Annotated in this window: 35 protein-coding genes and 1 tRNA gene; 30 read left to right on the forward strand and 6 right to left on the reverse strand. The window is 62.0% G+C overall.

The annotated features are described in order from the left end of the window. Positions 1-73: 73 nt before the first annotated feature. From DXY33_RS07210 to DXY33_RS07230, 5 genes are all read right to left on the reverse strand, one after another. The gene (locus DXY33_RS07210; RefSeq protein ID WP_115132347.1) at positions 74-823 is read right to left on the reverse strand and encodes an HAD family hydrolase; all 750 of its coding nucleotides are present in this window, start codon (positions 821-823) and stop codon (positions 74-76) included. Between the two features lie 9 nt (positions 824-832). Continuing rightward, a tRNA-Gln gene (locus DXY33_RS07215) sits at positions 833-904 on the reverse strand. 102 nt (positions 905-1,006) lie between these two features. Beyond that, positions 1,007-2,647 carry an AAA family ATPase gene (locus DXY33_RS07220; RefSeq protein ID WP_115132348.1) on the reverse strand — a complete coding sequence of 547 codons (1,641 nt, stop codon included), beginning with the start codon at positions 2,645-2,647 and terminating at the stop codon, positions 1,007-1,009. Between the two features lie 22 nt (positions 2,648-2,669). Beyond that, entirely contained in the window at positions 2,670-3,701 is a 1,032-nt protein-coding gene (locus tag DXY33_RS07225; protein WP_115132349.1) for an LdpA C-terminal domain-containing domain, read from the reverse strand. Next, positions 3,668-4,129: an NAD(P)H-quinone oxidoreductase subunit N gene (locus tag DXY33_RS07230; RefSeq protein WP_006850745.1), complete on the reverse strand. Its 462-nt coding sequence runs from the start codon at positions 4,127-4,129 to the stop codon at positions 3,668-3,670. The genes DXY33_RS07225 and DXY33_RS07230 overlap by 34 nt, the downstream gene beginning before the upstream one ends. Before the next feature lie 381 nt (positions 4,130-4,510). On the opposite strand from DXY33_RS07230, the gene rplC reads away from it, so the two are divergent. The 30 genes from rplC to prfA all read left to right on the forward strand — a co-directional run bounded on the left by rplC (position 4,511) and on the right by prfA (position 20,951). Beyond that, entirely contained in the window at positions 4,511-5,167 is a 657-nt protein-coding gene (gene rplC / locus DXY33_RS07235; protein WP_115132350.1) for a 50S ribosomal protein L3, read from the forward strand. Beyond that, positions 5,167-5,802: a 50S ribosomal protein L4 gene (gene rplD, locus DXY33_RS07240; RefSeq protein WP_115132351.1), complete on the forward strand. Its 636-nt coding sequence runs from the start codon at positions 5,167-5,169 to the stop codon at positions 5,800-5,802. Before rplC ends, rplD begins: the two co-directional genes overlap by 1 nt. Beyond that, on the forward strand, positions 5,795-6,097 hold the full coding sequence (locus DXY33_RS07245) for a 50S ribosomal protein L23 (RefSeq protein ID WP_006850625.1): 303 nt from the start codon (positions 5,795-5,797) through the stop codon (positions 6,095-6,097). The genes rplD and DXY33_RS07245 overlap by 8 nt, the downstream gene beginning before the upstream one ends. Before the next feature lie 15 nt (positions 6,098-6,112). Then, the gene (gene rplB, locus DXY33_RS07250; RefSeq protein WP_115132352.1) at positions 6,113-6,976 is read left to right on the forward strand and encodes a 50S ribosomal protein L2; all 864 of its coding nucleotides are present in this window, start codon (positions 6,113-6,115) and stop codon (positions 6,974-6,976) included. Between the two features lie 35 nt (positions 6,977-7,011). Further along, entirely contained in the window at positions 7,012-7,287 is a 276-nt protein-coding gene (rpsS, locus tag DXY33_RS07255; RefSeq protein ID WP_006849645.1) for a 30S ribosomal protein S19, read from the forward strand. Positions 7,288-7,290: 3 nt separating this feature from the next. After that, positions 7,291-7,656 carry a 50S ribosomal protein L22 gene (rplV, locus tag DXY33_RS07260; RefSeq protein ID WP_115132353.1) on the forward strand — a complete coding sequence of 122 codons (366 nt, stop codon included), beginning with the start codon at positions 7,291-7,293 and terminating at the stop codon, positions 7,654-7,656. 20 nt (positions 7,657-7,676) lie between these two features. Next, positions 7,677-8,405 (forward strand): 30S ribosomal protein S3, encoded by a 729-nt coding sequence (gene rpsC / locus DXY33_RS07265; RefSeq protein ID WP_011363386.1) that lies wholly within the window; start codon positions 7,677-7,679, stop codon positions 8,403-8,405. A 16-nt stretch (positions 8,406-8,421) separates the two neighbouring features. Continuing rightward, the gene (gene rplP / locus DXY33_RS07270) at positions 8,422-8,898 is read left to right on the forward strand and encodes a 50S ribosomal protein L16 (RefSeq protein WP_006851743.1); all 477 of its coding nucleotides are present in this window, start codon (positions 8,422-8,424) and stop codon (positions 8,896-8,898) included. 2 nt (positions 8,899-8,900) lie between these two features. Then, positions 8,901-9,110 carry a 50S ribosomal protein L29 gene (gene rpmC / locus DXY33_RS07275; protein ID WP_115010469.1) on the forward strand — a complete coding sequence of 70 codons (210 nt, stop codon included), beginning with the start codon at positions 8,901-8,903 and terminating at the stop codon, positions 9,108-9,110. 17 nt (positions 9,111-9,127) lie between these two features. Continuing rightward, on the forward strand, positions 9,128-9,424 hold the full coding sequence (gene rpsQ, locus DXY33_RS07280) for a 30S ribosomal protein S17 (RefSeq protein WP_006850241.1): 297 nt from the start codon (positions 9,128-9,130) through the stop codon (positions 9,422-9,424). Continuing rightward, the gene (gene rplN / locus DXY33_RS07285; RefSeq protein WP_006851211.1) at positions 9,421-9,786 is read left to right on the forward strand and encodes a 50S ribosomal protein L14; all 366 of its coding nucleotides are present in this window, start codon (positions 9,421-9,423) and stop codon (positions 9,784-9,786) included. Before rpsQ ends, rplN begins: the two co-directional genes overlap by 4 nt. Before the next feature lie 2 nt (positions 9,787-9,788). Then, a complete protein-coding gene (gene rplX / locus DXY33_RS07290) occupies positions 9,789-10,145 on the forward strand; it encodes a 50S ribosomal protein L24 (RefSeq protein WP_006852039.1) in 357 nt (118 codons plus the stop codon). 40 nt (positions 10,146-10,185) lie between these two features. Beyond that, positions 10,186-10,725 carry a 50S ribosomal protein L5 gene (rplE, locus tag DXY33_RS07295; RefSeq protein ID WP_006851706.1) on the forward strand — a complete coding sequence of 180 codons (540 nt, stop codon included), beginning with the start codon at positions 10,186-10,188 and terminating at the stop codon, positions 10,723-10,725. 19 nt (positions 10,726-10,744) lie between these two features. Then, the gene (gene rpsH, locus DXY33_RS07300) at positions 10,745-11,146 is read left to right on the forward strand and encodes a 30S ribosomal protein S8 (protein WP_115132354.1); all 402 of its coding nucleotides are present in this window, start codon (positions 10,745-10,747) and stop codon (positions 11,144-11,146) included. 14 nt (positions 11,147-11,160) lie between these two features. Further along, positions 11,161-11,700, forward strand: a complete 540-nt coding sequence (gene rplF / locus DXY33_RS07305) for a 50S ribosomal protein L6 (RefSeq protein ID WP_114987267.1) — start codon at positions 11,161-11,163, stop codon at positions 11,698-11,700. A gap of 33 nt (positions 11,701-11,733) precedes the next feature. After that, a complete protein-coding gene (gene rplR / locus DXY33_RS07310; protein WP_114987264.1) occupies positions 11,734-12,102 on the forward strand; it encodes a 50S ribosomal protein L18 in 369 nt (122 codons plus the stop codon). Positions 12,103-12,116: 14 nt separating this feature from the next. Next, the gene (gene rpsE / locus DXY33_RS07315; protein ID WP_011363379.1) at positions 12,117-12,761 is read left to right on the forward strand and encodes a 30S ribosomal protein S5; all 645 of its coding nucleotides are present in this window, start codon (positions 12,117-12,119) and stop codon (positions 12,759-12,761) included. Positions 12,762-12,767: 6 nt separating this feature from the next. Continuing rightward, positions 12,768-13,223 carry a 50S ribosomal protein L15 gene (gene rplO / locus DXY33_RS07320; protein WP_115010467.1) on the forward strand — a complete coding sequence of 152 codons (456 nt, stop codon included), beginning with the start codon at positions 12,768-12,770 and terminating at the stop codon, positions 13,221-13,223. Positions 13,224-13,327: 104 nt separating this feature from the next. Continuing rightward, positions 13,328-14,647 (forward strand): preprotein translocase subunit SecY, encoded by a 1,320-nt coding sequence (gene secY / locus DXY33_RS07325; protein WP_115010466.1) that lies wholly within the window; start codon positions 13,328-13,330, stop codon positions 14,645-14,647. Positions 14,648-14,699: 52 nt separating this feature from the next. Then, positions 14,700-15,251 (forward strand): adenylate kinase, encoded by a 552-nt coding sequence (locus DXY33_RS07330; protein ID WP_115132355.1) that lies wholly within the window; start codon positions 14,700-14,702, stop codon positions 15,249-15,251. A 46-nt stretch (positions 15,252-15,297) separates the two neighbouring features. Next, entirely contained in the window at positions 15,298-15,411 is a 114-nt protein-coding gene (gene rpmJ, locus DXY33_RS07335; protein ID WP_006850859.1) for a 50S ribosomal protein L36, read from the forward strand. 71 nt (positions 15,412-15,482) lie between these two features. Continuing rightward, positions 15,483-15,848, forward strand: coding sequence for a 30S ribosomal protein S13 (rpsM, locus tag DXY33_RS07340; protein WP_006850466.1), 366 nt, complete (start codon positions 15,483-15,485; stop codon positions 15,846-15,848). 35 nt (positions 15,849-15,883) lie between these two features. Continuing rightward, positions 15,884-16,276 carry a 30S ribosomal protein S11 gene (gene rpsK / locus DXY33_RS07345; protein WP_006850182.1) on the forward strand — a complete coding sequence of 131 codons (393 nt, stop codon included), beginning with the start codon at positions 15,884-15,886 and terminating at the stop codon, positions 16,274-16,276. 47 nt (positions 16,277-16,323) lie between these two features. Further along, entirely contained in the window at positions 16,324-17,262 is a 939-nt protein-coding gene (locus DXY33_RS07350; protein ID WP_114987249.1) for a DNA-directed RNA polymerase subunit alpha, read from the forward strand. Positions 17,263-17,311: 49 nt separating this feature from the next. Beyond that, positions 17,312-17,662 carry a 50S ribosomal protein L17 gene (rplQ, locus tag DXY33_RS07355; RefSeq protein ID WP_006851925.1) on the forward strand — a complete coding sequence of 117 codons (351 nt, stop codon included), beginning with the start codon at positions 17,312-17,314 and terminating at the stop codon, positions 17,660-17,662. Positions 17,663-17,687: 25 nt separating this feature from the next. After that, positions 17,688-18,569 (forward strand): tRNA pseudouridine(38-40) synthase TruA, encoded by an 882-nt coding sequence (gene truA, locus DXY33_RS07360; protein ID WP_115132356.1) that lies wholly within the window; start codon positions 17,688-17,690, stop codon positions 18,567-18,569. Between the two features lie 155 nt (positions 18,570-18,724). Beyond that, complete coding sequence (rplM, locus tag DXY33_RS07365) at positions 18,725-19,177, forward strand: 50S ribosomal protein L13 (protein WP_114987243.1); 453 nt, start codon at positions 18,725-18,727, stop codon at positions 19,175-19,177. Next, a complete protein-coding gene (rpsI, locus tag DXY33_RS07370; RefSeq protein WP_115132357.1) occupies positions 19,174-19,575 on the forward strand; it encodes a 30S ribosomal protein S9 in 402 nt (133 codons plus the stop codon). The genes rplM and rpsI overlap by 4 nt, the downstream gene beginning before the upstream one ends. An 11-nt stretch (positions 19,576-19,586) precedes the next feature. Then, entirely contained in the window at positions 19,587-19,838 is a 252-nt protein-coding gene (gene rpmE / locus DXY33_RS07375) for a 50S ribosomal protein L31 (protein ID WP_006851595.1), read from the forward strand. 15 nt (positions 19,839-19,853) lie between these two features. Further along, positions 19,854-20,951 (forward strand): peptide chain release factor 1, encoded by a 1,098-nt coding sequence (gene prfA / locus DXY33_RS07380; RefSeq protein ID WP_114987239.1) that lies wholly within the window; start codon positions 19,854-19,856, stop codon positions 20,949-20,951. A 3-nt stretch (positions 20,952-20,954) separates the two neighbouring features. On the opposite strand, the gene DXY33_RS07385 is transcribed toward prfA, so the two are convergent. Beyond that, entirely contained in the window at positions 20,955-21,455 is a 501-nt protein-coding gene (locus DXY33_RS07385) for an HNH endonuclease (protein WP_114987236.1), read from the reverse strand. Positions 21,456-21,462: the final 7 nt, after the last annotated feature.

Below are 21,462 nucleotides of genomic sequence, written 5' to 3' on the forward strand. Positions count from 1 at the left end.
AACTAAGGAACGAGAGATCCAATGCCACAGAAGCGTCGAATCGTCTCAGGTAGTACAAGCGTACCGTAACGAATCAGGACCATTGCGCCAGGGGGGCCCGAAAACGATCTGGATGGAGCAGGGCAATCCCTGAGGGAAGACAGCTCTGATCCTGCGGGCGAAGATAGCCCCAACTCACCAGAAAACAGGGCAACTTTTCTAACCCTGGGGTTGAGCGCACCGCCTCCAGCGTCGCCCGGCGGTCTTCCACGAAGCCACACAGCCTTCGCTGCTGCTGAAGCTGACGCAGAACCTGAGGCTTGGCGCCAGCCTCACGGCCATCCAGGCGCCAAGGATGCAGGCCAAGGCTGTTCAGCAGTTCAGCTGTGAAGGCCTGGGTTTTGGTGGTCAGAACAGACCAGTCCACCCCCTCAGCCTCCAACCGCTGCAGCCGCTCCACCAGACCGGGGAAAGGTCGATGCAGCGCCAACCAAGCCGAACGGTTCTGCTGAACGGCTTGATCTCTGGCGTCATCGAGGGCCGCCTGAAGCTGCTCCGGCCGCCATCCACGCCGTTGCAGTGCCGAAGCCTGCGCCTCCCCATAGGAGTCCAGCCAATCCTGAAGGTTCAGCACCGGCAGCTCCGCGGCCAGCAGAACCATCTCCCAACCGTGATGCACCCATGGCCGCAGCTGTCGAAAGGCGTCAGGCACCCGATCAGGAGTTAAGCCCTCTGGAGCAGCCTCAAGACCACGACAGGCATGCCAGGCACTCCACCAGTACTCCGCCATGCCATCAACGATGACCCCGTCGAAGTCGAAGACGAGGAGGGGTCGATCATTCATGGACAAAAACTGGGCCGCTAGGATTCGAACCTAGGAATGGCGGGACCAAAACCCGCTGCCTTACCACTTGGCGACGGCCCATTGATCCGTTTGAACCGCGACCTGCGGATCACCGGAGTACACATAGTTACCCACAGCAGCCAACCCTTCGTCAATCCACCGGGCGAACCAACCGACGGCCGATCAGCGAGGGAAAACCCTCAGGCGTGACATTTCAGCCTCACCGAAGACATCACTGCGCAGTTGGTAACGGCGCACAAGGTCGGCCTGCATCCGGAGAACACGCTCACTGCGAGGTAGCAACTCCACCGGCCTGCCTTGCGGCATCACCACCTGTTCCACCGCAAGCCGGCATTCCTCGAGAGCAGCCAATTCATCGTCCTGAGACGCCCGATCTGGCGGAGTGACCTCTGCGGCTGTTTCGGTGGCCTGACGGCGCAGAAGACGTGCCATGGCACGGGTCACCTGGGGCAGGGTGTCGGACTTGATCACCAGGATCGGGATCCCCAGATCCCTGACCTGACGGCGCAGTGATGGTTGACGACTGAGGCCCAGCCGAACGCTCAACACCACATCAGCCTCACTCAAGTCCTCCACAACCCGCGCCTTCCAACCGTGGGAACGGATGGCCTCTTCCACAACACGATGTGGAACCCCGCAACAGAGAACCTGCAGATACTCGGCACTGGTCTCCTGCGGAGATGATTCCTCTGCCGCACTGGCCCCTCGGGCACTGGCTGCAGGCATGGGTACGGGAGCGGAGACCGGCTGATCCGCAAACGACCGTTGGGACGGAGGGCGCAGCAAACCGGAAGCCTGAGGCGGGTCCACCAGCTGAACGCCCCCCTCAGGCGTCAGCTCGCGCTCCTGAGCCCTTGGCTTCAGGCCCCGGAGCAGTTGATCCACGGTGGCGGCAACGTCGGTGTGAACGGCCCAGCGCTGCCGGCTGTGCATTTCAACCGCCACCGGAAACGTTGGTTCGGCGGCGCGCTCCAACACCGTTTTCTGACTGCGCCGCCGCCGGGCCTCCTCATCCCCGAGGGTGACCGCCTGAATGCCCCCCACCAGATCGCTGAGGGTGGGGTTCTTGATCAGGTTGGCCAAAGCATTGCCGTGGGCTGTGGCGACGAGAACCACACCACGTTCAGCGATGGTGCGCGCGGCCTGCGCCTCCAGCTCCGTGCCGATCTCATCGATCACGATGACTTCGGGCATGTGGTTTTCCACCGCCTCGATCATGGTTTGGTGCTGCAGCTCAGGCCTGGCCACCTGCATGCGGCGGGCCCGACCGATCGCGGGGTGCGGGATGTCGCCATCACCGGCAATCTCATTGCTCGTGTCGATCACCACAACGCGCCGCTCCAGCTCATCGGCAAGCACCCTGGCAATCTCGCGCAACGCCGTTGTCTTGCCCACACCCGGGCGCCCCATCAACAACAGGGACTGCCCTCCATCCAGGAGGTCCCGCACCATGGCAACGGTGCCGAACACGGCACGGCCCACCCGGCAGGTCAAACCAACCACCTCACCCTGACGGTTGCGGATCGCGCTGATCCGGTGAAGCGTTCGTTCGATTCCCGCCCGGTTGTCGCCACCGAACTGACCGAGCCTGGCCACCACAGCCGTTAGATCCTCGCGAGACAAAGGCGTGGAACCCAACGCCAAGGCACGGCCTGGATAACGCGCTTCTGGAACCCGACCCAGATCGAGCACAACCTCAAGCAACTGCTCTCGCGCTTCTTCCAGCCGCAACTGCTCCTGCACGGCATCCGGCAGGAGCTCGAGAAGGCGATCCAGATCGTCGGTGACCCGTTGCGTGCCCATGGGTACTGCGCGTTTCAGCCTTCTAGCAAGAGCGCTGCAGCCATGGCGCGACCAATGGACGCGCGAGGGAGAGGGCACGCTTCCAACCCTCGGGCCATTGCCACAGGGCAAGGCCACGGGTTTGCGCCTCATCCAGCACAGGCATCAGCAAGCGACGGGCCACACCACCAAAGGCGATGCCAGCCGGCCGCTCCGTCGAACGCAAGAACTCCAGCGTTGCGGCGTTGGTACCACCGGCCAGCTGCAGCGGGCCCGGCGGGGCCAGACTCCGCATGGCACGCCAGAGCTGAACTGCAGCCCGCGCGGTGCCAGCCCCCACATCGCCGCTCATCGGACGCCCATCCAGCTGCCAGAGGGGTCTGTAACCGGCTTGCCGCAGGCGGGAGTAGCGACGCCAAAGCAAATCAGCCAACTGATCAGCCTTCACGCCGTGGCCCTCCAAGCCGGAGCTCACAGCCAAGCGCCGCAAGGGAACCTTGTGCTGCTGAAGGCTTTGGATCAGCGTTGCGAAGCCCTCGTCATGCCCAGATGCGGTGTGAATCTCCACAGCATCGGGCTGAATCGATTGGAGCAGAGAGATCACCTGCTCAGGGGCCAAACGGTGGTCGCGCTCCTCGATCAAGCCATGGGGGCAAGCCGGCAGGCAGCGGCCGCAGCCATAGCAACGCTGCTGGTCGATGCCAGCACCAGGCGGAATCGCTGCCGCCGGACAGATCCTTTCGCAGGGCCGCGGACAGTCCACAGGGCAGCGGGCTGGATCGAACCAGGCCTTGCGGAAGTGAGCATCGATGCCATCGCTGAGGCTCACCATCAGCCAGGGGCGACGACCTGTTTGCGCCTCAGCCCAGTCCAGACCGCGACGCGCTGCGAGGGCAACCGCTGGGTCGGCCGCCACATCAACACAATGAACACCAACAGCAGCAAAGACTGCGGTCAGGTCGGCAATGGCCGGCAGATCCTGGTTGCTTGCCCCACAGATCAGCTTGACCCAGCGCCCCTGAACGAGGGCGTCGTCAGGCGTCAGGCCTTCAGATATGTGGTCATCGGTTCCCACTTCAGGCTGCGAGCACCACCCATCTCCACGATGATGCGTAAACGCGGTTCGCGCTTGCACAGATCGCAGAGAGAAAGAAGTTCAGAGCGCGAGAGCACCTGGCCTTCCAGCAGCCAGAGAGCCACGGGAGCATCACCTTCAAATAGGTCGCCGAGCTGAGGAGCCACCTCCTGCACTTCTCCCACAGCAGCTCCACGACCAACACTTTGATGGCCGAGATGGGGCGGACGGATGCCGTGCTTCTGGGTGAGAAACACCTCCGGATCACCAAGACCACGGGCCGATGTCATGCGGGTGCTGTAACCGGCGCCGCGCAGACGTCTTAATAGACGGGTTTCTGCACCGCCTTCAAGAGGAGCCTGCACCGCCAGGCAGCCATTGGCTTCGAGATCACGGCGAAATGCCTGACCGGTGAGAAGCAGAGGCATGGCAGCTACAGGGATTGGACGAGATTCTGGCAGCAGGCAGAGGGATCAGGGGAGAGGGAAGGTCGGTGTTGTAGGTTCGTTGTTTGTTCTGTGTTTCTGTGCCCGTCCGCTAGCCGGGCCTCCAGTCGGCAGAACAGATTCGACGATTGCGTCGAATCCCCAGGCCAGTACGGAAGCTTTCTTCGGAGATCTCCGTCGGGAAACTGCAACAGCACATCGTGCAGATGCAAGTCCCAGCCTCGCTGAATCGTTCGCTAGCCCATTCGAATCCACTCCTTCGGGAGTTCCGCTTCGAACCACGTCTGCGTCCAATCGATCAGCACCTGACCCCATGCGGTTCTCCGCCTGGTGGTTGTCCACGCTGGCGCTTCCTCCCCATCCATGTCCATCGGCATCCTCGGGAAGAAGCTGGGTATGTCCCAGTTCTTCGACGAGCAGGGCAGAGCTGTTCCGGTCACCTTGATCGAAGCCGGCCCCTGCCGCATCACCCAACTCAAAAACGACGACACTGACGGTTATTCCGCAGTGCAGATCGGCTTTGGCGAAACCCGCGAGAAGCTGATCAACAAGCCCGCCCAGGGTCACCTCAAGAAATCCGGTGAGGGCCTTCTGCGTCATCTGCGCGAATACCGCGTCGACAGCGTTGAAGGTCTCGAACTCGGTGGCGCCATCACCGTCGGCGATTTCGAAGCCGGCCAGAAGGTGGATGTCAGCGGTGACACCGTCGGCCGCGGCTTCGCTGGCTACCAGAAGCGCCACGGCTTCAGCCGGGGTCCGATGACCCACGGTTCGAAGAACCACCGCGAGCCCGGTTCGACCGGTGCCGGTACGACCCCGGGCCGCATCTATCCCGGAAAGCGGATGGCCGGTCGCTACGGCGGCAAGAAAATCACCACCCGCGGCCTGACCATCCTCAAGGTGGACAGCGAGCACAACCTGCTGGTGGTGAAGGGATCCGTGCCCGGCAAGCCTGGTGCGCTGCTCAACATCCGCCCGGCCTTGCGCGTGGGCGCCAAGCCCGCCAAAGGAGGTAAGTGATGGCCAATTGTGTCGTTCGTGATTGGCAGGGCAAGGAAGCCGGCAAGGCAACCCTGGACCTGAAGGTGGCCAAAGAGACCACCGCCGTTGACCTGATGCATCGGGCCGTTCTGCGTCAGCAGGCCCATGCACGCCAAGGAACCGCCAGCACCCTCACCCGCTCAGAAGTGCGCGGTGGTGGTCGCAAGCCCTACAAGCAGAAAGGAACTGGTCGGGCCCGTCAGGGATCGATCCGCACTCCTCTGAAACCCGGCGGCGGCATCATCTTTGGACCCAAGCCCCGCACGTACAACCTTGCGATGAACCGCAAGGAGCGTCGTCTGGCCCTGCGCACCGCGCTGATGGCCCGCATTGACGATGTAACCGTCGTGAAGGACTTCGGTGCTTCGCTGGAGGCCCCCAAGACCCGTGAAATCACAGATGCTCTGGGTCGCCTCGGTGTTGCTGCCGACTCCAAGGTGCTCATCGTTCTGACAAACCCCTCCGATGTTGTGCGCCGTTCCGTGCGCAACCTGGAGAAAGTCAAGTTGATCTCCGCAGATCAGCTGAACGTCTTCGACCTGCTCCACGCCAATGCTCTGGTGCTGGGCGAGGAAGCTCTCGCAACCATCCAGGAGGTCTACGGCGATGACTGAACGTTTCCAAGGACGCCTGGCGGATGTGATCCGCCGTCCCCTGATCACCGAGAAGGCCACCCGCGCCCTCGAAATCAACCAGTACACCTTCGAGGTGGACCACCGCGCCGCTAAGCCCGACATCAAGGCCGCCATTGAGCAGCTCTTCGATGTGAAGGTCACCGGCATCAGCACCATGAATCCCCCGCGACGCTCCCGTCGCATGGGTCGCTTCGCCGGCAAACGTGCCCAGGTGAAGAAAGCCGTGGTGCGCCTGGCGGAGGGCAACTCGATCCAACTCTTCCCTGAGTCCTGAGGGGTCTGAATCGTCATGGCAATCCGTAATTTCCGCCCCTACACCCCCGGTACCCGCACCCGGGTGGTCACTGATTTCAGTGAGATCACCAGCCGCAAGCCAGAGCGGACCCTGGTGGTGGCCAAACACCGCCGCAAGGGCCGCAACAACCGCGGTGTGATCACCTGCCGCCATCGCGGTGGTGGCCACAAGCGCCTCTATCGCGTGGTGGATTTCCGTCGCAACAAGCACGGTGTCCCCGCCAAGGTGGCCGCGATTCACTACGACCCGCACCGCAACGCGCGTCTGGCACTGCTCTTCTACGCCGATGGCGAGAAGCGCTACATCCTTGCTCCTTCAGGAGTTCAGGTGGGCCAGACCGTGGTCTCCGGCCCTGATGCCCCGATCGAAAACGGCAACGCCATGCCGTTGTCCTCGGTGCCCCTCGGTTCGGCGGTTCACTGCGTTGAGCTCTACGCCGGTCGTGGTGGCCAGATGGTCCGTACCGCCGGTGCCAGTGCCCAGGTGATGGCGAAAGAAGGCGACTACGTCGCTCTGAAGCTGCCCTCCACCGAGGTTCGCCTGGTTCGCCGCGAGTGCTACGCCACCCTCGGCGAGGTCGGTAACTCCGAGATGCGCAACACCAGCCTGGGTAAGGCCGGTCGTCGCCGCTGGCTCGGTCGCCGTCCTCAGGTTCGAGGCAGTGTGATGAACCCCTGCGATCACCCCCACGGTGGTGGTGAGGGTCGTGCACCGATCGGCCGTTCCGGCCCGGTGACCCCCTGGGGCAAACCCGCCCTCGGTCTCAAGACCCGCAAGCGGAACAAACCCAGCAACCAATACGTGCTCCGGAAGCGTCGCAAGACCTCCAAGCGGAGCCGTGGCGGACGCGATTCCTGATGCAAACCATCACTTATCCGCTTGCTTAAACCGTTATGGGACGTTCACTCAAAAAAGGTCCGTTTATTGCCGACAGCCTGCTTCGCAAGGTTGAAAAGCAGAACGACAACGACGACAAGTCTGTGATCAAGACCTGGTCACGGGCCTCCACGATCCTGCCGATGATGATCGGCCACACGATCGCGGTTCACAACGGCCGCACCCATGTGCCGGTGTTCATCACCGAGCAGATGGTGGGCCACAAGCTGGGAGAGTTCGCTCCCACCCGCACCTTCAAGGGCCACATCAGAGACAAGAAAGGAGGCCGCTAAACCATGACATCGTCAACCCAAACGGCACCCACCGCCCAGGCTCACGGTCGCTTCATCCGAGGCTCCGTGTCGAAGGTGCGCCGTGTGCTCGACCAAATCCGTGGCCGCACCTATCGCGACGCGCTGATCATGCTCGAGTTCATGCCCTACCGCTCCACCGGCCCGATCACCAAGGTGCTCCGGTCTGCGGTGGCCAACGCTGAGCACAACCTCGGTCTCGACCCCTCATCTCTGGTGATCTCGGGCGCGACCGCTGACATGGGCCCCTCCATGAAGCGCTATCGCCCCCGCGCCCAGGGCCGGGCTTACCAGATCAAGAAACAGACCTGCCACATCAGCATTGCTGTGGCGGCTCAGACCGATTCCTGACCCCCGAGGACTCTGACCCAATGGGACACAAAATCAACCCAACCGGTCTGCGCCTGGGGATCACCCAGGAACACCGGTCACGCTGGTACGCCTCCAGCAAGAACTATCCGGCCCTCCTCCAGGAGGACGACCGGATTCGCAAGTTCATCCACAAGAAGTACGGCTCCGCCGGCATCAGCGATGTGCTGATCGCCCGTAAGGCCGATCAACTGGAAGTTGAACTCAAGACCGCACGCCCCGGCGTGCTGGTCGGCCGTCAAGGCAGCGGCATCGAAGAGCTTCGCTCCGGCATTCAGAAGACCATCGGCGACTCCAGTCGTCAGGTGCGGATCAATGTTGTCGAGGTCGAACGCGTCGACGGTGATGCCTTCCTCCTTGCCGAGTACATCGCCCAGCAACTGGAGAAGCGTGTGGCCTTCCGCCGCACCATTCGCATGGCTGTGCAGCGCGCTCAGCGTGCCGGCGTTCTGGGTCTGAAGATCCAGGTGTCCGGTCGCCTGAACGGTGCTGAGATCGCCCGGACGGAATGGACCCGCGAGGGTCGGGTGCCCCTGCACACCCTGCGTGCCGACATCGACTACGCCACCAAGGTGGCCAGCACGACCTACGGCGTGCTCGGCATCAAGGTTTGGGTGTTCAAGGGCGAAGTGCTGAGCGAACAGGCTCAGCCCATGCCGGTGGGTGCCGCCCCCCGGCGCCGGGCCAGCCGTCGGCCCCAACAGTTCGAAGACCGCTCAAACGAGGGTTGAACAGGAGGCCTGAACCATGCTGAGTCCAAAACGCGTCAAATTCCGTAAGCAGCAGCGAGGCCGTATGCGCGGCGTCGCCACCCGGGGCAACACCATTGCCTTCGGACAATTCGCGCTGCAGGCACAGGAATGTGGCTGGATCACCTCGCGCCAGATCGAGGCCAGCCGTCGTGCCATGACCCGCTACGTCAAACGTGGCGGAAAAATCTGGATCCGGATCTTCCCCGACAAGCCGGTCACCATGCGCGCTGCCGAAACCCGGATGGGTTCCGGTAAGGGCAACCCAGAATTCTGGGTGGCGGTGATCAAGCCCGGCAGGATCCTGTTCGAGATGGGCGGTGATGAAATCACCCCCGAAATCGCCAAGGAAGCCATGCGCCTCGCGCAGTACAAGCTTCCCGTGAAGACCAAGTTCATCCAACTGGATGAGCAGGAGAAGTCAGCTGGTGCCAAGGCTCCGGCAGCTTCTGAAGCCGTCACCGTGGAGTCCTGACCATGGCCCGTCCCAACGCCGCCGATGTGCGCAGCCTGTCCGATTCGGATATCAACGAACAGATCGACGGCCTGCGCCGCGAGCTGTTCCAACTCCGTTTCCAGCAGGCCACGCGCCAGCTCGCTAACACTCACCGTTTCAAAGAGGTCCGCATCAAGCTGGCCCAGCTGCTGACGGTGCAGTCGGAGCGCCAGCGCTCCACCGCCTCCTGATCCCCCACTCCGTAACCATGGCAGTCAAGGAAAGGATCGGCACCGTCGTCAGCGACAAGATGGAAAAAACGGTGGTAGTCGCGGTGGAAAGCCGCTTCCCACACCCCATCTATCAAAAGACGGTCAGCCGTACCACCCGTTACAAGGCTCACGACGAAGACAACACCTGTCGCGTCGGTGACCGCGTTCGCATCACTGAAACCCGTCCGATGAGCCGCCAAAAGCGGTGGGCCATCGCCGAGGTTCTCAGCCACAGCCCGAAAGCTGCGGCTGAGGAAGCCAACAAGGCTGAAGCTCAGGAGGTGAAGCAGTGATCCAGCAGGAGTCCTATCTCACCGTTGCCGACAACAGCGGCGCCAAGCGCATTCAGTGCATTCGCGTCCTCGGCACCAACCGTCGCTATGCCCACGTGGGCGACGTGATCGTTGCCGCCGTGAAGGATGCCGCCCCCAACATGGGCGTCAAAAAGTCCGACGTGGTGAAAGCGGTTGTGGTGCGCACCAAAGCCACCATGCGTCGTGAAACCGGAAACTCGATCCGTTTCGACGACAACGCCGCCGTCATCATCAACGACGACAAAAACCCGAAAGGCACCCGCGTCTTCGGACCGGTGGCCCGTGAGCTGCGTGAGCGCAGCTTCACCAAAATCGTGTCCCTCGCTCCGGAGGTGATCTGACCATGGCGACTGCAACCACCAAGGCCAAGGCCACCGAGCGCATCAAGATGCGCATCCGCAAAGGCGACACCGTTCAGGTGATCGCCGGCAAGGACAAGGGCAAGACCGGTGCCGTTCTGCGCACCCTGCCCAACGAAAACCGTGTCGTCGTGGAGGGCGTAAACATGCGCACCCGCCACGAAAAGCCCACCCAGGAGGGCGAGACCGGCCGCATCGTGACGGAGGAAGCTTCCCTGCATGCCTCCAACGTGATGCTGTATTCCACCGACAAAAAGGTGGCCAGCCGCGTTGAAATCGTCGTCGAGAAGGACGGCACCAAGAAGCGCCGGCTGAAGAAAACCGGTGAAGTCCTCGACTGATCCCGACTTCTGACCACGCCCAGAAGCACCCCAACCCGTTATGTCACTCAAGAAGCGCTACCGGGAGACCATCCAGCCCAAGCTGCAGAAGGATCTCTCCCTCACCAACATCCATGAAGTCCCCAAGGTGGTGAAAGTCACCGTCAACCGGGGTCTCGGCGAAGCCGCCGCCAATGCCAAGTCCCTCGAGGCTTCGGTGAATGAGCTGGCGCAGATCACCGGCCAGAAGGTCGTTGTGACCCGTGCCAAAAAAGCCATCGCCGGCTTCAAGATTCGGCAGGGCATGCCGATCGGCTGTGCCGTCACCCTCCGTGGTGATCGGATGTATGCCTTCCTCGAGCGCCTGATCAACCTGGCGCTGCCCCGCATCCGCGACTTCCGCGGGGTCAGCCCCAAGAGTTTCGATGGCCGCGGCAACTACACCCTTGGGGTGCGCGAACAGATCATTTTCCCTGAGATCTCCTTCGACAAGATCGATGCGATCCGGGGCATGGACATCACCATCGTGACCACTGCCCGTTCGGACGAAGAGGGCCGGGCCCTCCTCCGCGAGATGGGAATGCCGTTCCAGAGCAACTGAGCCCTCCCCGTCGACACCTATGGCCAACCACGACCCCATTTCCGACATGCTCACCCGCATTCGCAATGCGAGTGAGAAACGTCACGAAACCACCAAGATCCCCGCTTCGCGGATGACCCGCAGCATCGCCAAGGTGCTGCAGCAGGAGGGCTTCATCTCCGAGATCACCGAGCAGGGTGAAGGCGTTCGCACCGAACTGGTGCTCGCCCTCAAGTACAGCGGCAAGCACAGGCTGCCCACCATCCGCTCCATGCAGCGGGTCAGCAAGCCCGGTCTCCGCATCTACAAGAACACTCGCGGCCTGCCCAAAGTCCTCGGCGGACTGGGCGTGGCGATCATCTCCACCTCCAAAGGTGTGATGAGCGACCGCGACGCCCGTCGTGAGGGCGTCGGTGGCGAAGTGCTCTGTTACGTCTACTGATCCGGAGCTGAACCATGTCACGAATCGGCAAAAACCCTGTTCCCGTCCCTGAAAAGGTCACGGTTTCCCTCGACGGTCTCACCGTCAAGGTGAAAGGACCCAAAGGCGAACTGGAGCGCACCCTTCCTGAAGGCGTCAGCGTCAGCCAGGACAACAACACCATCGTGGTCTCTCCCACGAGCACCAAGCGCATCTCCCGTGAGCGCCACGGCCTGAGCCGCACCCTCGTCGCCAACATGATCGAGGGCGTCAGCAACGGATACAGCAAAGCCCTAGAGATCGTTGGTGTGGGCTCCCGTGCCCAGGTCAAAGGCAAAACTCTCGTGGTGAGTGCTGGCTACAGCCACCCCGTCGAGATGGAAGCCCCTGAAGGCATCACCTTCAAGGTGGAGAACAACACCAAGGTGATCGTCTCCGGCATCGACAAGGAGCTGGTGGGCAACGAAGCCGCCAAGGTCCGCGCCATCCGTCCGCCCGAGCCCTACAAGGGCAAAGGCATCAAGTACGAGGGCGAGCGCATCCTGCGCAAGGCAGGCAAGTCCGGCAAGAAATAAGCCTTGTCCTGACGTTCCTTCCCTTCACCCACCATGTCCCAACTGTCCCGTAAACAGCAGACGCAAAAACGCCACCGGCGTCTGCGTCGTCACATCACCGGAACCTCAGACCGTCCGCGTCTGGCCGTGTTCCGCTCCAACAACCACATCTACGCCCAGGTCATCGACGACGCGGCCCAGAGCACACTCTGCTCCGCCTCCACCGTTGACAAGGAGCTGCGCGCCGGCCTCAAGGCTCCGGCTGGCAGCTGCGACGCCTCTGTCGCCGTCGGCGAACTGGTCGCCAAGCGCGCCATCGCCAAAGGCATCCAGCAGGTGGTGTTCGACCGCGGCGGAAATCTGTACCACGGCCGGATTAAAGCCCTCGCCGATGCCGCCCGGGAAGCGGGCCTTCAGTTCTGATTCCTGCTCAACCCATGACAGATTCCTCCCCCCAATCCAATCCCAACGCCGTGCCGGGTGCGGCCGACGTTCCAGCAGCAGCCGAAGGGCAGCAGCAACAGGAACAGCGCCGCGGCCGTGGCGACCGTGACGGTCGTCGTGGCGACCGGCGTGGTGGCCGTCGCGGCCAGGAGCGCGATTCCGAATGGCAAGAGCGCGTGGTTCAGATCCGCCGCGTCTCCAAGACCGTGAAAGGCGGTAAGAAGATGAGCTTCCGGGCCATCGTGGTTGTCGGCAACGAGAAAGGCCAGGTCGGCGTTGGCGTCGGCAAGGCCGGTGATGTGATCGGTGCCGTCCGCAAGGGTGTTGCCGATGGCAAGAAGCACCTGGTCAAAGTTCCGTTGACCCGCCACAACTCCATCCCGACCCTCTCCAATGGTCGTGATGGTGCTGCCAGCGTGCTCATCCGCCCTGCAGCCCCTGGTACCGGTGTGATCGCTGGCGGTTCCATCCGCACAGTGCTCGAACTCGCCGGCATCAAGAATGTCCTGGCCAAGCGCCTGGGCAGCAAGACCCCCCTGAACAATGCACGGGCTGCCATGGTGGCCCTGTCGCTTCTCCGCACCCACAAGGAGACGGCGAAGGAACGGGGAATCTCCCTCGAACAGATCTATTCCTGATTCGCGATGACTCTCCGACTCGATTCCCTCAAATCCAACAAGGGCGCTCGTCGCCGCAAATTGCGCAAGGGCCGCGGCATCGCCGCCGGTCAGGGTGCCAGCTGCGGCTTCGGTATGCGCGGCCAGAAATCCCGTTCGGGTCGCCCCACGCGCCCCGGCTTCGAGGGTGGCCAAATGCCTCTGTACCGCCGGGTGCCGAAGCTGAAGCACTTCCCCCTGGTGAATCCCAAGTTCTTCACCGTGCTCAACGTTTCTGCGTTGAACGACCTGAAGGACGGCAGCACCGTCAACTTGGATTCCCTGGTCAAGGACGGCATCGTGACCAGCCCCAAGCATCCTCTGAAGATGCTCGGCAACGGTGAACTGAAAGCCAAAAAGCTGACAGTGCAAGCCGCGGCGTTCACCGCCTCGGCCCGCACCAAGATCGAAGCCGCAGGCGGAACCTGCGAAATCCTCGACTAATCAAGGGCTCGTCCCCAAGTCAGCCCTAGGGTCTGAGCCGTCCGCTGGATTTCGATCCACGGGCGGCTTCTTGGCTTTTCGCCCAACTTCACTTTCTTCCGGACATGCTCGTCAGTCGGGGTCGCAACCCCAACGCCTCCGAAGTGATCGGCCAGCTGATCACCAACCCTGGGCTCCGCAGTCGCGTGCTCACCACACTCGGCCTGCTGTTGTTGGTGCGTCTTGGGATTTACATCCCAATGCCCGGAATCGATCGGGAAGCCTTCAAGCAATTCATCGATCAAGGCGGACAGCTGATCGGTTTTCTCGACATCTTCACCGGCGGCGGGATCTCCACCCTGGGCATCTTTGCCCTGGGGATCCTGCCTTTCATCAACGCCTCGATCATCCTCCAGTTGCTGACCGCAGCGCTGCCGCAGCTGGAAGACCTCCAGAAGAATGAAGGCGAGGCTGGCCGACGCAAGATCGCCCAGATCACCCGTTATGTGGCGCTCGGTTGGGGTCTCGTCCAGAGCGTCGTCTTCGCCATGATCCTGCGCCAATACGCCGTGGAAGGTCTAAGCGAAGTGACCTTTGTGGTGCAGACGGCACTGGCCCTGGTGACCGGCTCGATGGTGGTGATGTGGCTGAGTGAAGTGATCACGGAGCGAGGCATCGGCCAGGGGGCTTCCCTGGTGATTTTTCTGAACATCGTTGCCACCCTGCCGCGCACCCTCGGCGCCACGATCGAAGCCGCTCAAACCGGTGACAGGGACACCGTGCTGGGCATCATTGTTCTGGTGCTGGTGTTCCTGGCCACGATCGTTGGAATCATCTTCGTGCAGGAGGGGGCTCGCCGTATCCCCATCGTCAGTGCCAAGCGCCAGGTGGGTGGAGCAGGTGTGCTCCCCACGCGTCAGAGCTATCTGCCGCTCAAGCTGAATGCCGGCGGTGTGATGCCGATCATTTTCGCTTCAGCCCTGATTTTCCTGCCGGTCACCATCGCCAACCTCACCAAGAGTGAGTGGTTGATCCGTGCGGCCAGTGCCCTGAATCCTGGGGCAGCGAACCCCTGGCCATACGCACTCACATTTTTTGCGTTGATCCTGGGCTTCTCTTATTTCTATGCCTCTCTCACGGTGAATCCCGCTGACATCGCCACCAACCTGAAACGGGGTGGTGTGGCGATTCCAGGCGTTCGCCCTGGCAGCGCGACGGCCACTTATCTCTCAGGAGTCCAGAACCGCCTTACCTTGCTGGGTGGTCTGTTCCTCGGCGCCGTCGCCATCATTCCCGCGGCCGTCGAACGCGCCACGAATGTGCAGACCTTCCAGGGGCTTGGCGCCACATCACTGCTGATCCTTGTCGGTGTGGCCATCGACACGGCCAAGCAGGTGCAGACCTATGTGATCTCACAACGCTACGAAGGCCTCGTTCGCCAGTGAGCGCTGCTGGGCAGCGCACCTTCCGTTCACGTCACCTCACGCTTACGCAACTATGAAAAATCGCTTGCTCTTTCTTGGCCCTCCCGGAGCCGGCAAAGGCACCCAAGCCGCTCGGCTGTGCGATGCCAACAGCATGAAGCATCTGTCCACAGGCGATCTGCTGCGCTCTGAAGTAGCAGCCGGCAGCGATCTGGGCAAAGAAGCTGAAGCGGTGATGAACCGCGGCGAACTGGTGAGCGACGCCCTTGTGCTGGCGATTGTGGAAAGCCAGATGAAAGCTCTCACCACCGATGGCTGGCTACTGGATGGGTTCCCCCGCACGGTGCCCCAGGCTGAAGCACTCGAACCCCTGCTGGCCGAATTGCAGCAACCCATCCAGGCCGTGGTTCTGCTGGAGCTGGATGACGCCGTTTTGATTGAACGGCTGTTGGCCCGCGGTCGCGCCGACGACAACGAAACGGTGATCCGCAATCGCCTGGAGGTTTACCGCGAGAAAACCGCACCCCTGATTCGCTTCTACAGCGACAAGGGTCTCCTCGTTTCCGTCCCCGCCCAGGGCACAGTCGAGGAGATCACCAAGCGGATCGAGTCCGTTCTCGGTTGACCGGCATGGTAATGTTGCCGTTTGGAAATTTGGAGAGCCACGCCTCATGAAGGTGCGCAGCTCAGTGAAAAAAATGTGTGACAAGTGCCGGGTGATCCGTCGCCACGGCAAGGTCATGGTCATTTGCGCCAACCCCAAGCACAAACAGCGCCAGGGCTGATCCCCCGCTGTTGTGAAACATTCCTCGCCTCCAGGACTTCGGAGGCATCTGTCCTTTTCAACTAAACGAACGTGGCACGGATCGCCGGCGTTGACATTCCCCGCGACAAGCGGATCGAAGTGTCCCTCACTTACATCTACGGAGTTGGTCTCACCCGCTCACAGGCCATCCTGGCCAAAACCGGCGTGAACCCCGACATCCGGGTGAAAGATCTGGAGGACGGAGATCTTCAGAAGCTCCGCAACGCCATGGAGGAATACACCCTCGAAGGCGATCTGCGCCGTCAGGAGGGCATGGCCCTCAAGCGCCTGCAGGACATCGGCTGCGTCCGTGGCCGTCGCCACCGCATGAGCCTTCCCGTTCGTGGCCAACGCACCCGCACCAACGCCCGCACCCGCCGCGGCGCGCGGAAAACTGTGGCCGGCAAGAAGAAGTAATTCCTTTACATCCTTATCCCTGACTGCATACGGCCATGGCTAAAACCGTCAAAAAATCCGGCCCCAAGAAGGCCAAGCGCAACGTCCCGAACGGCGTCGCTCACATCCAGAGCACCTTCAACAACACCATCGTGTCCATCACCGACACCGCCGGTGAGGTGATCTCCTGGTCGTCTGCAGGTGCCAGTGGCTTCAAAGGTGCTCGCAAAGGCACCCCCTTCGCGGCTCAAACCGCTGCAGAAGCAGCAGCACGTCGCGCCCTTGACCAAGGCATGCGTCAGATCGAAGTGCTGGTGAGGGGTCCTGGCTCAGGCCGTGAGACCGCCATCCGTGCTCTCCAGGTTGCTGGCCTCGAAATCACCCTGATTCGCGACGTCACCCCCCTGCCCCATAACGGTTGCCGCCGGCCCAAGCGCCGCCGCGTCTGAACCGAGCTGATTTCCGTCCGGTTTCTCCCCTTACCCCGATTCAGACCGTGTTGCAGTACCAGATTGATCGCATTGAGCATCAGGTGGCCGAGGATCGCGCCCAGTCCGGCGTTTTCCTGATCGGTCCCCTCGAGCGTGGCCAGGCCACGACCCTGGGCAACGCGCTGCGCCGCGTGCTGATGGGTGGGCTGGAAGGCAGTGCTGTCACCGCCATCCGGATCGCCGGTGTCAATCACGAATACGCCACGGTTCCTGGGGTCCGTGAAGACGTTCTCGACATCCTGCTGAACTGCAAGGAGCTCACCGTCAACAGCCGTTCGGCCGAACTCGAGATCGGTCGTCTCGTGGTGGCTGGTCCCGCTGAAGTGAAGGCCGGAGATCTTCAGTTCTCCTCTCAGGTGCAGGTGGTGGACGCCGATCGTCCGATCGCCACCGTGGCAGACGGCCACAGCCTCGAGCTGGAAGTGCACGTTGAGCGCGGCGTTGGCTATCGCCCGGTGGATCGTCACAACGAAGAAACCAGTGCCATCGATCTGCTCCAGATCGATGCCGTGTTCATGCCCGTGACCCGGGTCAACTTCACCATCGACGAAACCGCCGTTGCCGAAGGCGGTTCGGCCCGCGAGCGCCTGCGGATGGAGATCGTCACCGACGGCTCTATTACCCCCGACGACGCCCTGGCTCAATCAGCCAATCAATTGATTGAGCTGTTCCAGCCGCTGGCCACGGTCACTCTCGTGGAGGAAGTTCCTGCTGAACCCGAGCCCTCGGCGGAAGCACAGATTCCTCTTGAGGAACTGAACCTTTCGGTTCGCGCCTACAACTGCCTCAAGCGGGCCCAGGTCAACTCCGTGTCTGACCTGATGGGCTTCAGCTACGAGGATCTTCTGGAGATCAAGAACTTCGGTTCCAAATCCGCTGATGAAGTGATCGAAGCCCTCGAGCGCATCGGCATCTCCATCCCCCAGAGCCGCACTTCTGCATAACTGCAGAACGGCCTGAACGTCCTTTTTCGTCTTCGTCACCGACAGAACCATGCGTCATCAATGCCGAGTTCCTCAGCTGGGACGTCCAGCTGACCAGCGCAAGGCAATGCTGCGCGCCCTGACCACCCAGCTGATTCGCGAAGGTCGGGTCACCACCACCAAGGCACGGGCCAAAGCGCTTCGCGACGAAGCCGAGCGCATGATCACCCTGGCCAAGGACGGCAGCCTCGCCTCCCGTCGCCGGGCCATGGGTTACATCTACGACAAGCAGCTGGTGCATGCCCTGTTCGACAAGGCTCCCAACCGCTACAGCGATCGCAAGGGTGGCTACACCCGCATCACCCGCACCGTTCCCCGTCGTGGCGACAACGCCGAGATGGCCATCATTGAACTGGTCTGATCAGACCTCACGTCAGTTCTGACGTTTGAACACCCAACCCTCGTCTGCAGGTCCTGAGCCAGCGTCCCTTCAGCGGATCGCGCTCAGCCTTCAGTACGAGGGTTCTTCATTTTGTGGGTGGCAGCGCCAACGCAACGGTCGCAGTGTTCAGGCCGTGCTGGAGAACGCCATCGCCCAGCTTGATCCGCACCGACCGGTGCAGACCTTTGCCGCCGGTCGCACCGATGCCGGCGTTCATGCCGCCGGTCAGGTGGTGCACTTCGACTGCAGTGGGCCGATCCCAGCTCGCAAATGGGCCCCGGCCTTGAACAGACGCTTGCCGAGCACCATTCGTGTGCGCGAATCCGTCGCCCGTCCCCTGGATTGGCATGCCTGTTACTCCGCCACCTATAGGCGGTACCGGTACACGATTCACAACGGGCGCCGCCCCAATTTGTTTTTAAGCCCCTGGAGCTGGCACCGTTACCAACACAAGCTGGATGAGTCCCGCATGCGGGACGCTTTGAGCAGCATGCTTGGTCTGCACGACTTCAGCGCCTTCATGAAGGCAGGCAGCCGTCGCGCCCATGCCCGAACCACCGTGCAGGAGGTGCTCGTGGAGCGCCAAGGCGATCTTCTGCGGGTTGAGATTCAGGCCAGTGGTTTTCTGTACGGCATGGTTCGCCTGCTGATGGCCCAGTTGGTGGCCGTTGGCGAGCACCGTCTCAGTGTTGCCGCCTTTGAACAGCGCTGGAGGGAACGACGACGCCATGAGGTAAAAGAGGCGGCGCCGGCCACGGGCCTCTGCCTGCTTCGGGCTGGCTATGCCGAGCCCATCTTCACCAAAGCCGGCTGGTACGATTGTCAGCCGTGGTTTTTTCTGGCCGAGAGCGATCCGCCTCCGGATCCACCCTCAACGCCGGGATAAACGGGCCTCTACTTCGAAAGCTTCCCAACTCACTGGAGCTGGAGGGCCGAAGAGTAAGCTCGACCTTTAGCCCCGTCAGGTCCAGTTCTGGACCGACCCCTTTGCCCAGTTCCGCTTCTTCAGGCGGGACATAACCGAACCGGCATGCCGGCGCGATGAACAAGACCTCTCTCCCCCCGATTGATTCGATCGACCGCCAGTGGTACGTGGTGGACGCTGAGAATCAAACCCTCGGCCGTCTGGCCACTGAAGTGGCCGCCGTGCTGCGTGGCAAGAACAACCCCAGCTTCACCCCCCATCTGGACACCGGTGATTTTGTCGTCGTCGTGAACGCCGAGAAGATCAAAGTCTCCGGCCGTAAGCCCCAGCAGAAGCTGTACCGCCGTCACTCCGGTCGTCCCGGAGGCATGAAGGTGGAAACCTTCGAAGCTCTGCAGGAACGTATCCCCGAGCGGATCGTGGAGAAGGCCATCAAAGGCATGCTTCCCCACAACGCCCTGGGCCGCCAGATGTTCCGCAAGCTCAAGGTCTACAAAGGCACCGAGCATCCCCACGCCGCTCAGAAGCCCCAGCCTCTTCAGCTCAACCCCTCCGCATCCGCCCAATGAGCAACAATTCCGTCGTCTACTGGGGCACCGGTCGTCGCAAGACCTCTGTCGCCCGTGTTCGTCTCGTCCCCGGCAATGGAACGATCACCATCAACGGTCGTCCAGGTGACAACTATCTGAACTACAACCCCTCGTACATCGCAGCGGTGAAGGCTCCCTTGGAGACCCTCGGCCTCAGCAGCGAGTACGACATCCTCGTCAATGTTCACGGTGGTGGACTCACCGGTCAGGCCGGCGCCATCAAGCAAGGTGCAGCCCGCGCCCTGTGCGAACTGTCTGCCGACAACCGCAAGCCGCTGAAGACGGAAGGTCACCTCAGCCGCGACCCCCGTGCCAAGGAACGCCGCAAGTACGGCCTCAAGAAAGCCCGTAAGGCTCCTCAGTTCTCCAAGCGCTGATTTTTTTACCGATGCCAAAGCCCGACATTCATCCCACCTGGTATCCCGACGCCAAGGTGATCTGCAACGGCGAAGTGGTTATGACCACAGGCGCCACCCAGCCAGAGATCCACGTCGACGTCTGGAGCGGCAACCACCCCTTCTTCACCGGCACCCAGAAGATCCTCGACACCGAGGGTCGTGTGGACCGCTTCATGAAGAAGTACGGCATGGGCACCAAGAAAAAAGGTGCCGACTCTGCCAAGGCCGAGTCCAAGGCCTGAGGGTGATAACGGGGCATGGACGCCTCGACCTTGTTCACACGGCTGGAAACAGCCACAGCCAGCTTCCGCAACCTCGAGCGGCAGCTGGCTGATCCTGATGTCGCCGCTGATCCGAAGCGGCTTGAATCGATCGCACGGGAGCGATCAAGACTTGAGCCACTCGTGCTCGACTTCGAGGAACTCCAGAAGCTCGAATCCGAGCGTGATTCCGCACGTCAGCTGCTGAAAGACAGTCGCGGTGACGCTGCAATGGAGGAGCTGGCGCAAGATGAGTTGGCCAGCCTCCAAGAACAGCACGCAACGCTGACGGAGAGGCTCACCCTGGCTCTGCTGCCGCGGGATCCCCGCGATGAGCGCAGTGTGATGCTGGAAATTCGTGCCGGCGCAGGCGGCGACGAGGCCTGTCTCTGGGCCGGTGATCTGGCACGGATGTATGAGCGGTACAGCCAAAAAGTGGGCTGGGCCGTGCAATCCATCAGCTGCACCGAGGCCGACCTGGGCGGGTTTCGCGAACTGATCCTGTCGGTGCGTGGCGACAGTGTCTACAGCCAACTGAAATTTGAAGCGGGAGTGCATCGGGTGCAACGGGTACCGGCCACGGAATCCCAGGGTCGGGTCCACACCTCAACAGCCACGGTGGCCGTGATGCCCGAAGCCGACGCCGTGGAAGTTCAGCTCGACCCGAAGGATCTCGATATCAGCACCGCGCGTTCAGGCGGTGCTGGGGGGCAGAACGTCAACAAGGTGGAAACAGCTGTGGACCTTCTCCACAAACCCACGGGCATCCGCGTGTTCTGCACCCAGGAACGCTCCCAGCTGCAGAACCGGGAACGGGCCCTGGAGATCCTGCGCGCCAAATTGTTGGAGCGGGAGCAGGCGGCTGCCGCAGAACGCGAAAGCAGCGACCGACGCGCCCAAGTGGGCAGTGGTGACCGCTCTGAAAAAATCCGCACCTACAACTACAAAGACAACCGAACCACAGATCACCGGCTGGGCCGAAACTTCACCCTGGAACCTGTGTTGGAGGGCCAACTAGAAGACCTGATTGGTGCCTGCATCGCCGAAGAGCAGCGTCAGAAACTCGAAGCGCTGAGCGATCAGGCCGAGGCCTGACGGTCAAGCACCGATCACGTACTTCGCCCATTCCTGGTGATGACCGGAATGGATCTGGCGCCGGGCCTCAAAACTGAGGCTGCTGGCCGGTCGCCGCGGCACATGGCGCAGAGGCATGGCGGCTTCCTTCGGAGTTCGATTGCCTTTGCGCACATTGCAGCTGAGGCAAGCCGTGGTCACGTTCTCCCAGGTGTCGCTACCTCCCCGACTGCGGGGCATCACATGGTCGATGGACAACTGATTGTCACGACTGCCGCAGTACTGGCAGGTGTGGTTGTCCCGCTGGAAGAGGTTGCGACGCGTCAGGGGCAGCTGACGAAAAGGAACGCGAACGTACTGGCGCAGGCGGATCACCGTTGGCAGGTGGGTGCCCTGACGCAGTTGCCGACAGGGGTCGTGTTCCAGACTCTCGGCCTTGCCCTTCAGCATCATCACCACAGCCCGTCTCCAGGTGGTGATATTGAGCGGCTCGTAGGACGCATTGAGAACGAGAACCTGGCCCATGCCAGCT

The sequence above is a fragment of the Synechococcus sp. N26 genome, from assembly GCF_900473975.1.
Lineage (GTDB): Bacteria > Cyanobacteriota > Cyanobacteriia > PCC-6307 > Cyanobiaceae > Parasynechococcus.

Bases quoted from the DNA above. Each gene is read 5' to 3' on its own strand.
- DXY33_RS07210 (WP_115132347.1), bottom strand. From the start codon at position 823: ATGAATGATCGACCCCTCCTCGTCTTCGACTTCGACGGGGTCATCGTT.
- DXY33_RS07220 (WP_115132348.1), bottom strand. From the start codon at position 2,647: ATGGGCACGCAACGGGTCACCGACGATCTGGATCGCCTTCTCGAGCTC.
- DXY33_RS07230 (WP_006850745.1), bottom strand. From the start codon at position 4,129: ATGCCTCTGCTTCTCACCGGTCAGGCATTTCGCCGTGATCTCGAAGCC.
- rplC (WP_115132350.1), top strand. From the start codon at position 4,511: ATGTCCATCGGCATCCTCGGGAAGAAGCTGGGTATGTCCCAGTTCTTC.
- rplD (WP_115132351.1), top strand. From the start codon at position 5,167: ATGGCCAATTGTGTCGTTCGTGATTGGCAGGGCAAGGAAGCCGGCAAG.
- DXY33_RS07245 (WP_006850625.1), top strand. From the start codon at position 5,795: ATGACTGAACGTTTCCAAGGACGCCTGGCGGATGTGATCCGCCGTCCC.
- rplB (WP_115132352.1), top strand. From the start codon at position 6,113: ATGGCAATCCGTAATTTCCGCCCCTACACCCCCGGTACCCGCACCCGG.
- rpsS (WP_006849645.1), top strand. From the start codon at position 7,012: ATGGGACGTTCACTCAAAAAAGGTCCGTTTATTGCCGACAGCCTGCTT.
- rplV (WP_115132353.1), top strand. From the start codon at position 7,291: ATGACATCGTCAACCCAAACGGCACCCACCGCCCAGGCTCACGGTCGC.
- rpsC (WP_011363386.1), top strand. From the start codon at position 7,677: ATGGGACACAAAATCAACCCAACCGGTCTGCGCCTGGGGATCACCCAG.
- rplP (WP_006851743.1), top strand. From the start codon at position 8,422: ATGCTGAGTCCAAAACGCGTCAAATTCCGTAAGCAGCAGCGAGGCCGT.
- rpmC (WP_115010469.1), top strand. From the start codon at position 8,901: ATGGCCCGTCCCAACGCCGCCGATGTGCGCAGCCTGTCCGATTCGGAT.
- rpsQ (WP_006850241.1), top strand. From the start codon at position 9,128: ATGGCAGTCAAGGAAAGGATCGGCACCGTCGTCAGCGACAAGATGGAA.
- rplX (WP_006852039.1), top strand. From the start codon at position 9,789: ATGGCGACTGCAACCACCAAGGCCAAGGCCACCGAGCGCATCAAGATG.
- rplE (WP_006851706.1), top strand. From the start codon at position 10,186: ATGTCACTCAAGAAGCGCTACCGGGAGACCATCCAGCCCAAGCTGCAG.
- rpsH (WP_115132354.1), top strand. From the start codon at position 10,745: ATGGCCAACCACGACCCCATTTCCGACATGCTCACCCGCATTCGCAAT.
- rplF (WP_114987267.1), top strand. From the start codon at position 11,161: ATGTCACGAATCGGCAAAAACCCTGTTCCCGTCCCTGAAAAGGTCACG.
- rplR (WP_114987264.1), top strand. From the start codon at position 11,734: ATGTCCCAACTGTCCCGTAAACAGCAGACGCAAAAACGCCACCGGCGT.
- rpsE (WP_011363379.1), top strand. From the start codon at position 12,117: ATGACAGATTCCTCCCCCCAATCCAATCCCAACGCCGTGCCGGGTGCG.
- rplO (WP_115010467.1), top strand. From the start codon at position 12,768: ATGACTCTCCGACTCGATTCCCTCAAATCCAACAAGGGCGCTCGTCGC.
- secY (WP_115010466.1), top strand. From the start codon at position 13,328: ATGCTCGTCAGTCGGGGTCGCAACCCCAACGCCTCCGAAGTGATCGGC.
- DXY33_RS07330 (WP_115132355.1), top strand. From the start codon at position 14,700: ATGAAAAATCGCTTGCTCTTTCTTGGCCCTCCCGGAGCCGGCAAAGGC.
- rpmJ (WP_006850859.1), top strand. From the start codon at position 15,298: ATGAAGGTGCGCAGCTCAGTGAAAAAAATGTGTGACAAGTGCCGGGTG.
- rpsK (WP_006850182.1), top strand. From the start codon at position 15,884: ATGGCTAAAACCGTCAAAAAATCCGGCCCCAAGAAGGCCAAGCGCAAC.
- rplQ (WP_006851925.1), top strand. From the start codon at position 17,312: ATGCGTCATCAATGCCGAGTTCCTCAGCTGGGACGTCCAGCTGACCAG.
- rplM (WP_114987243.1), top strand. From the start codon at position 18,725: ATGAACAAGACCTCTCTCCCCCCGATTGATTCGATCGACCGCCAGTGG.
- rpsI (WP_115132357.1), top strand. From the start codon at position 19,174: ATGAGCAACAATTCCGTCGTCTACTGGGGCACCGGTCGTCGCAAGACC.
- rpmE (WP_006851595.1), top strand. From the start codon at position 19,587: ATGCCAAAGCCCGACATTCATCCCACCTGGTATCCCGACGCCAAGGTG.
- prfA (WP_114987239.1), top strand. From the start codon at position 19,854: ATGGACGCCTCGACCTTGTTCACACGGCTGGAAACAGCCACAGCCAGC.
- DXY33_RS07385 (WP_114987236.1), bottom strand. From the start codon at position 21,455: ATGGGCCAGGTTCTCGTTCTCAATGCGTCCTACGAGCCGCTCAATATC.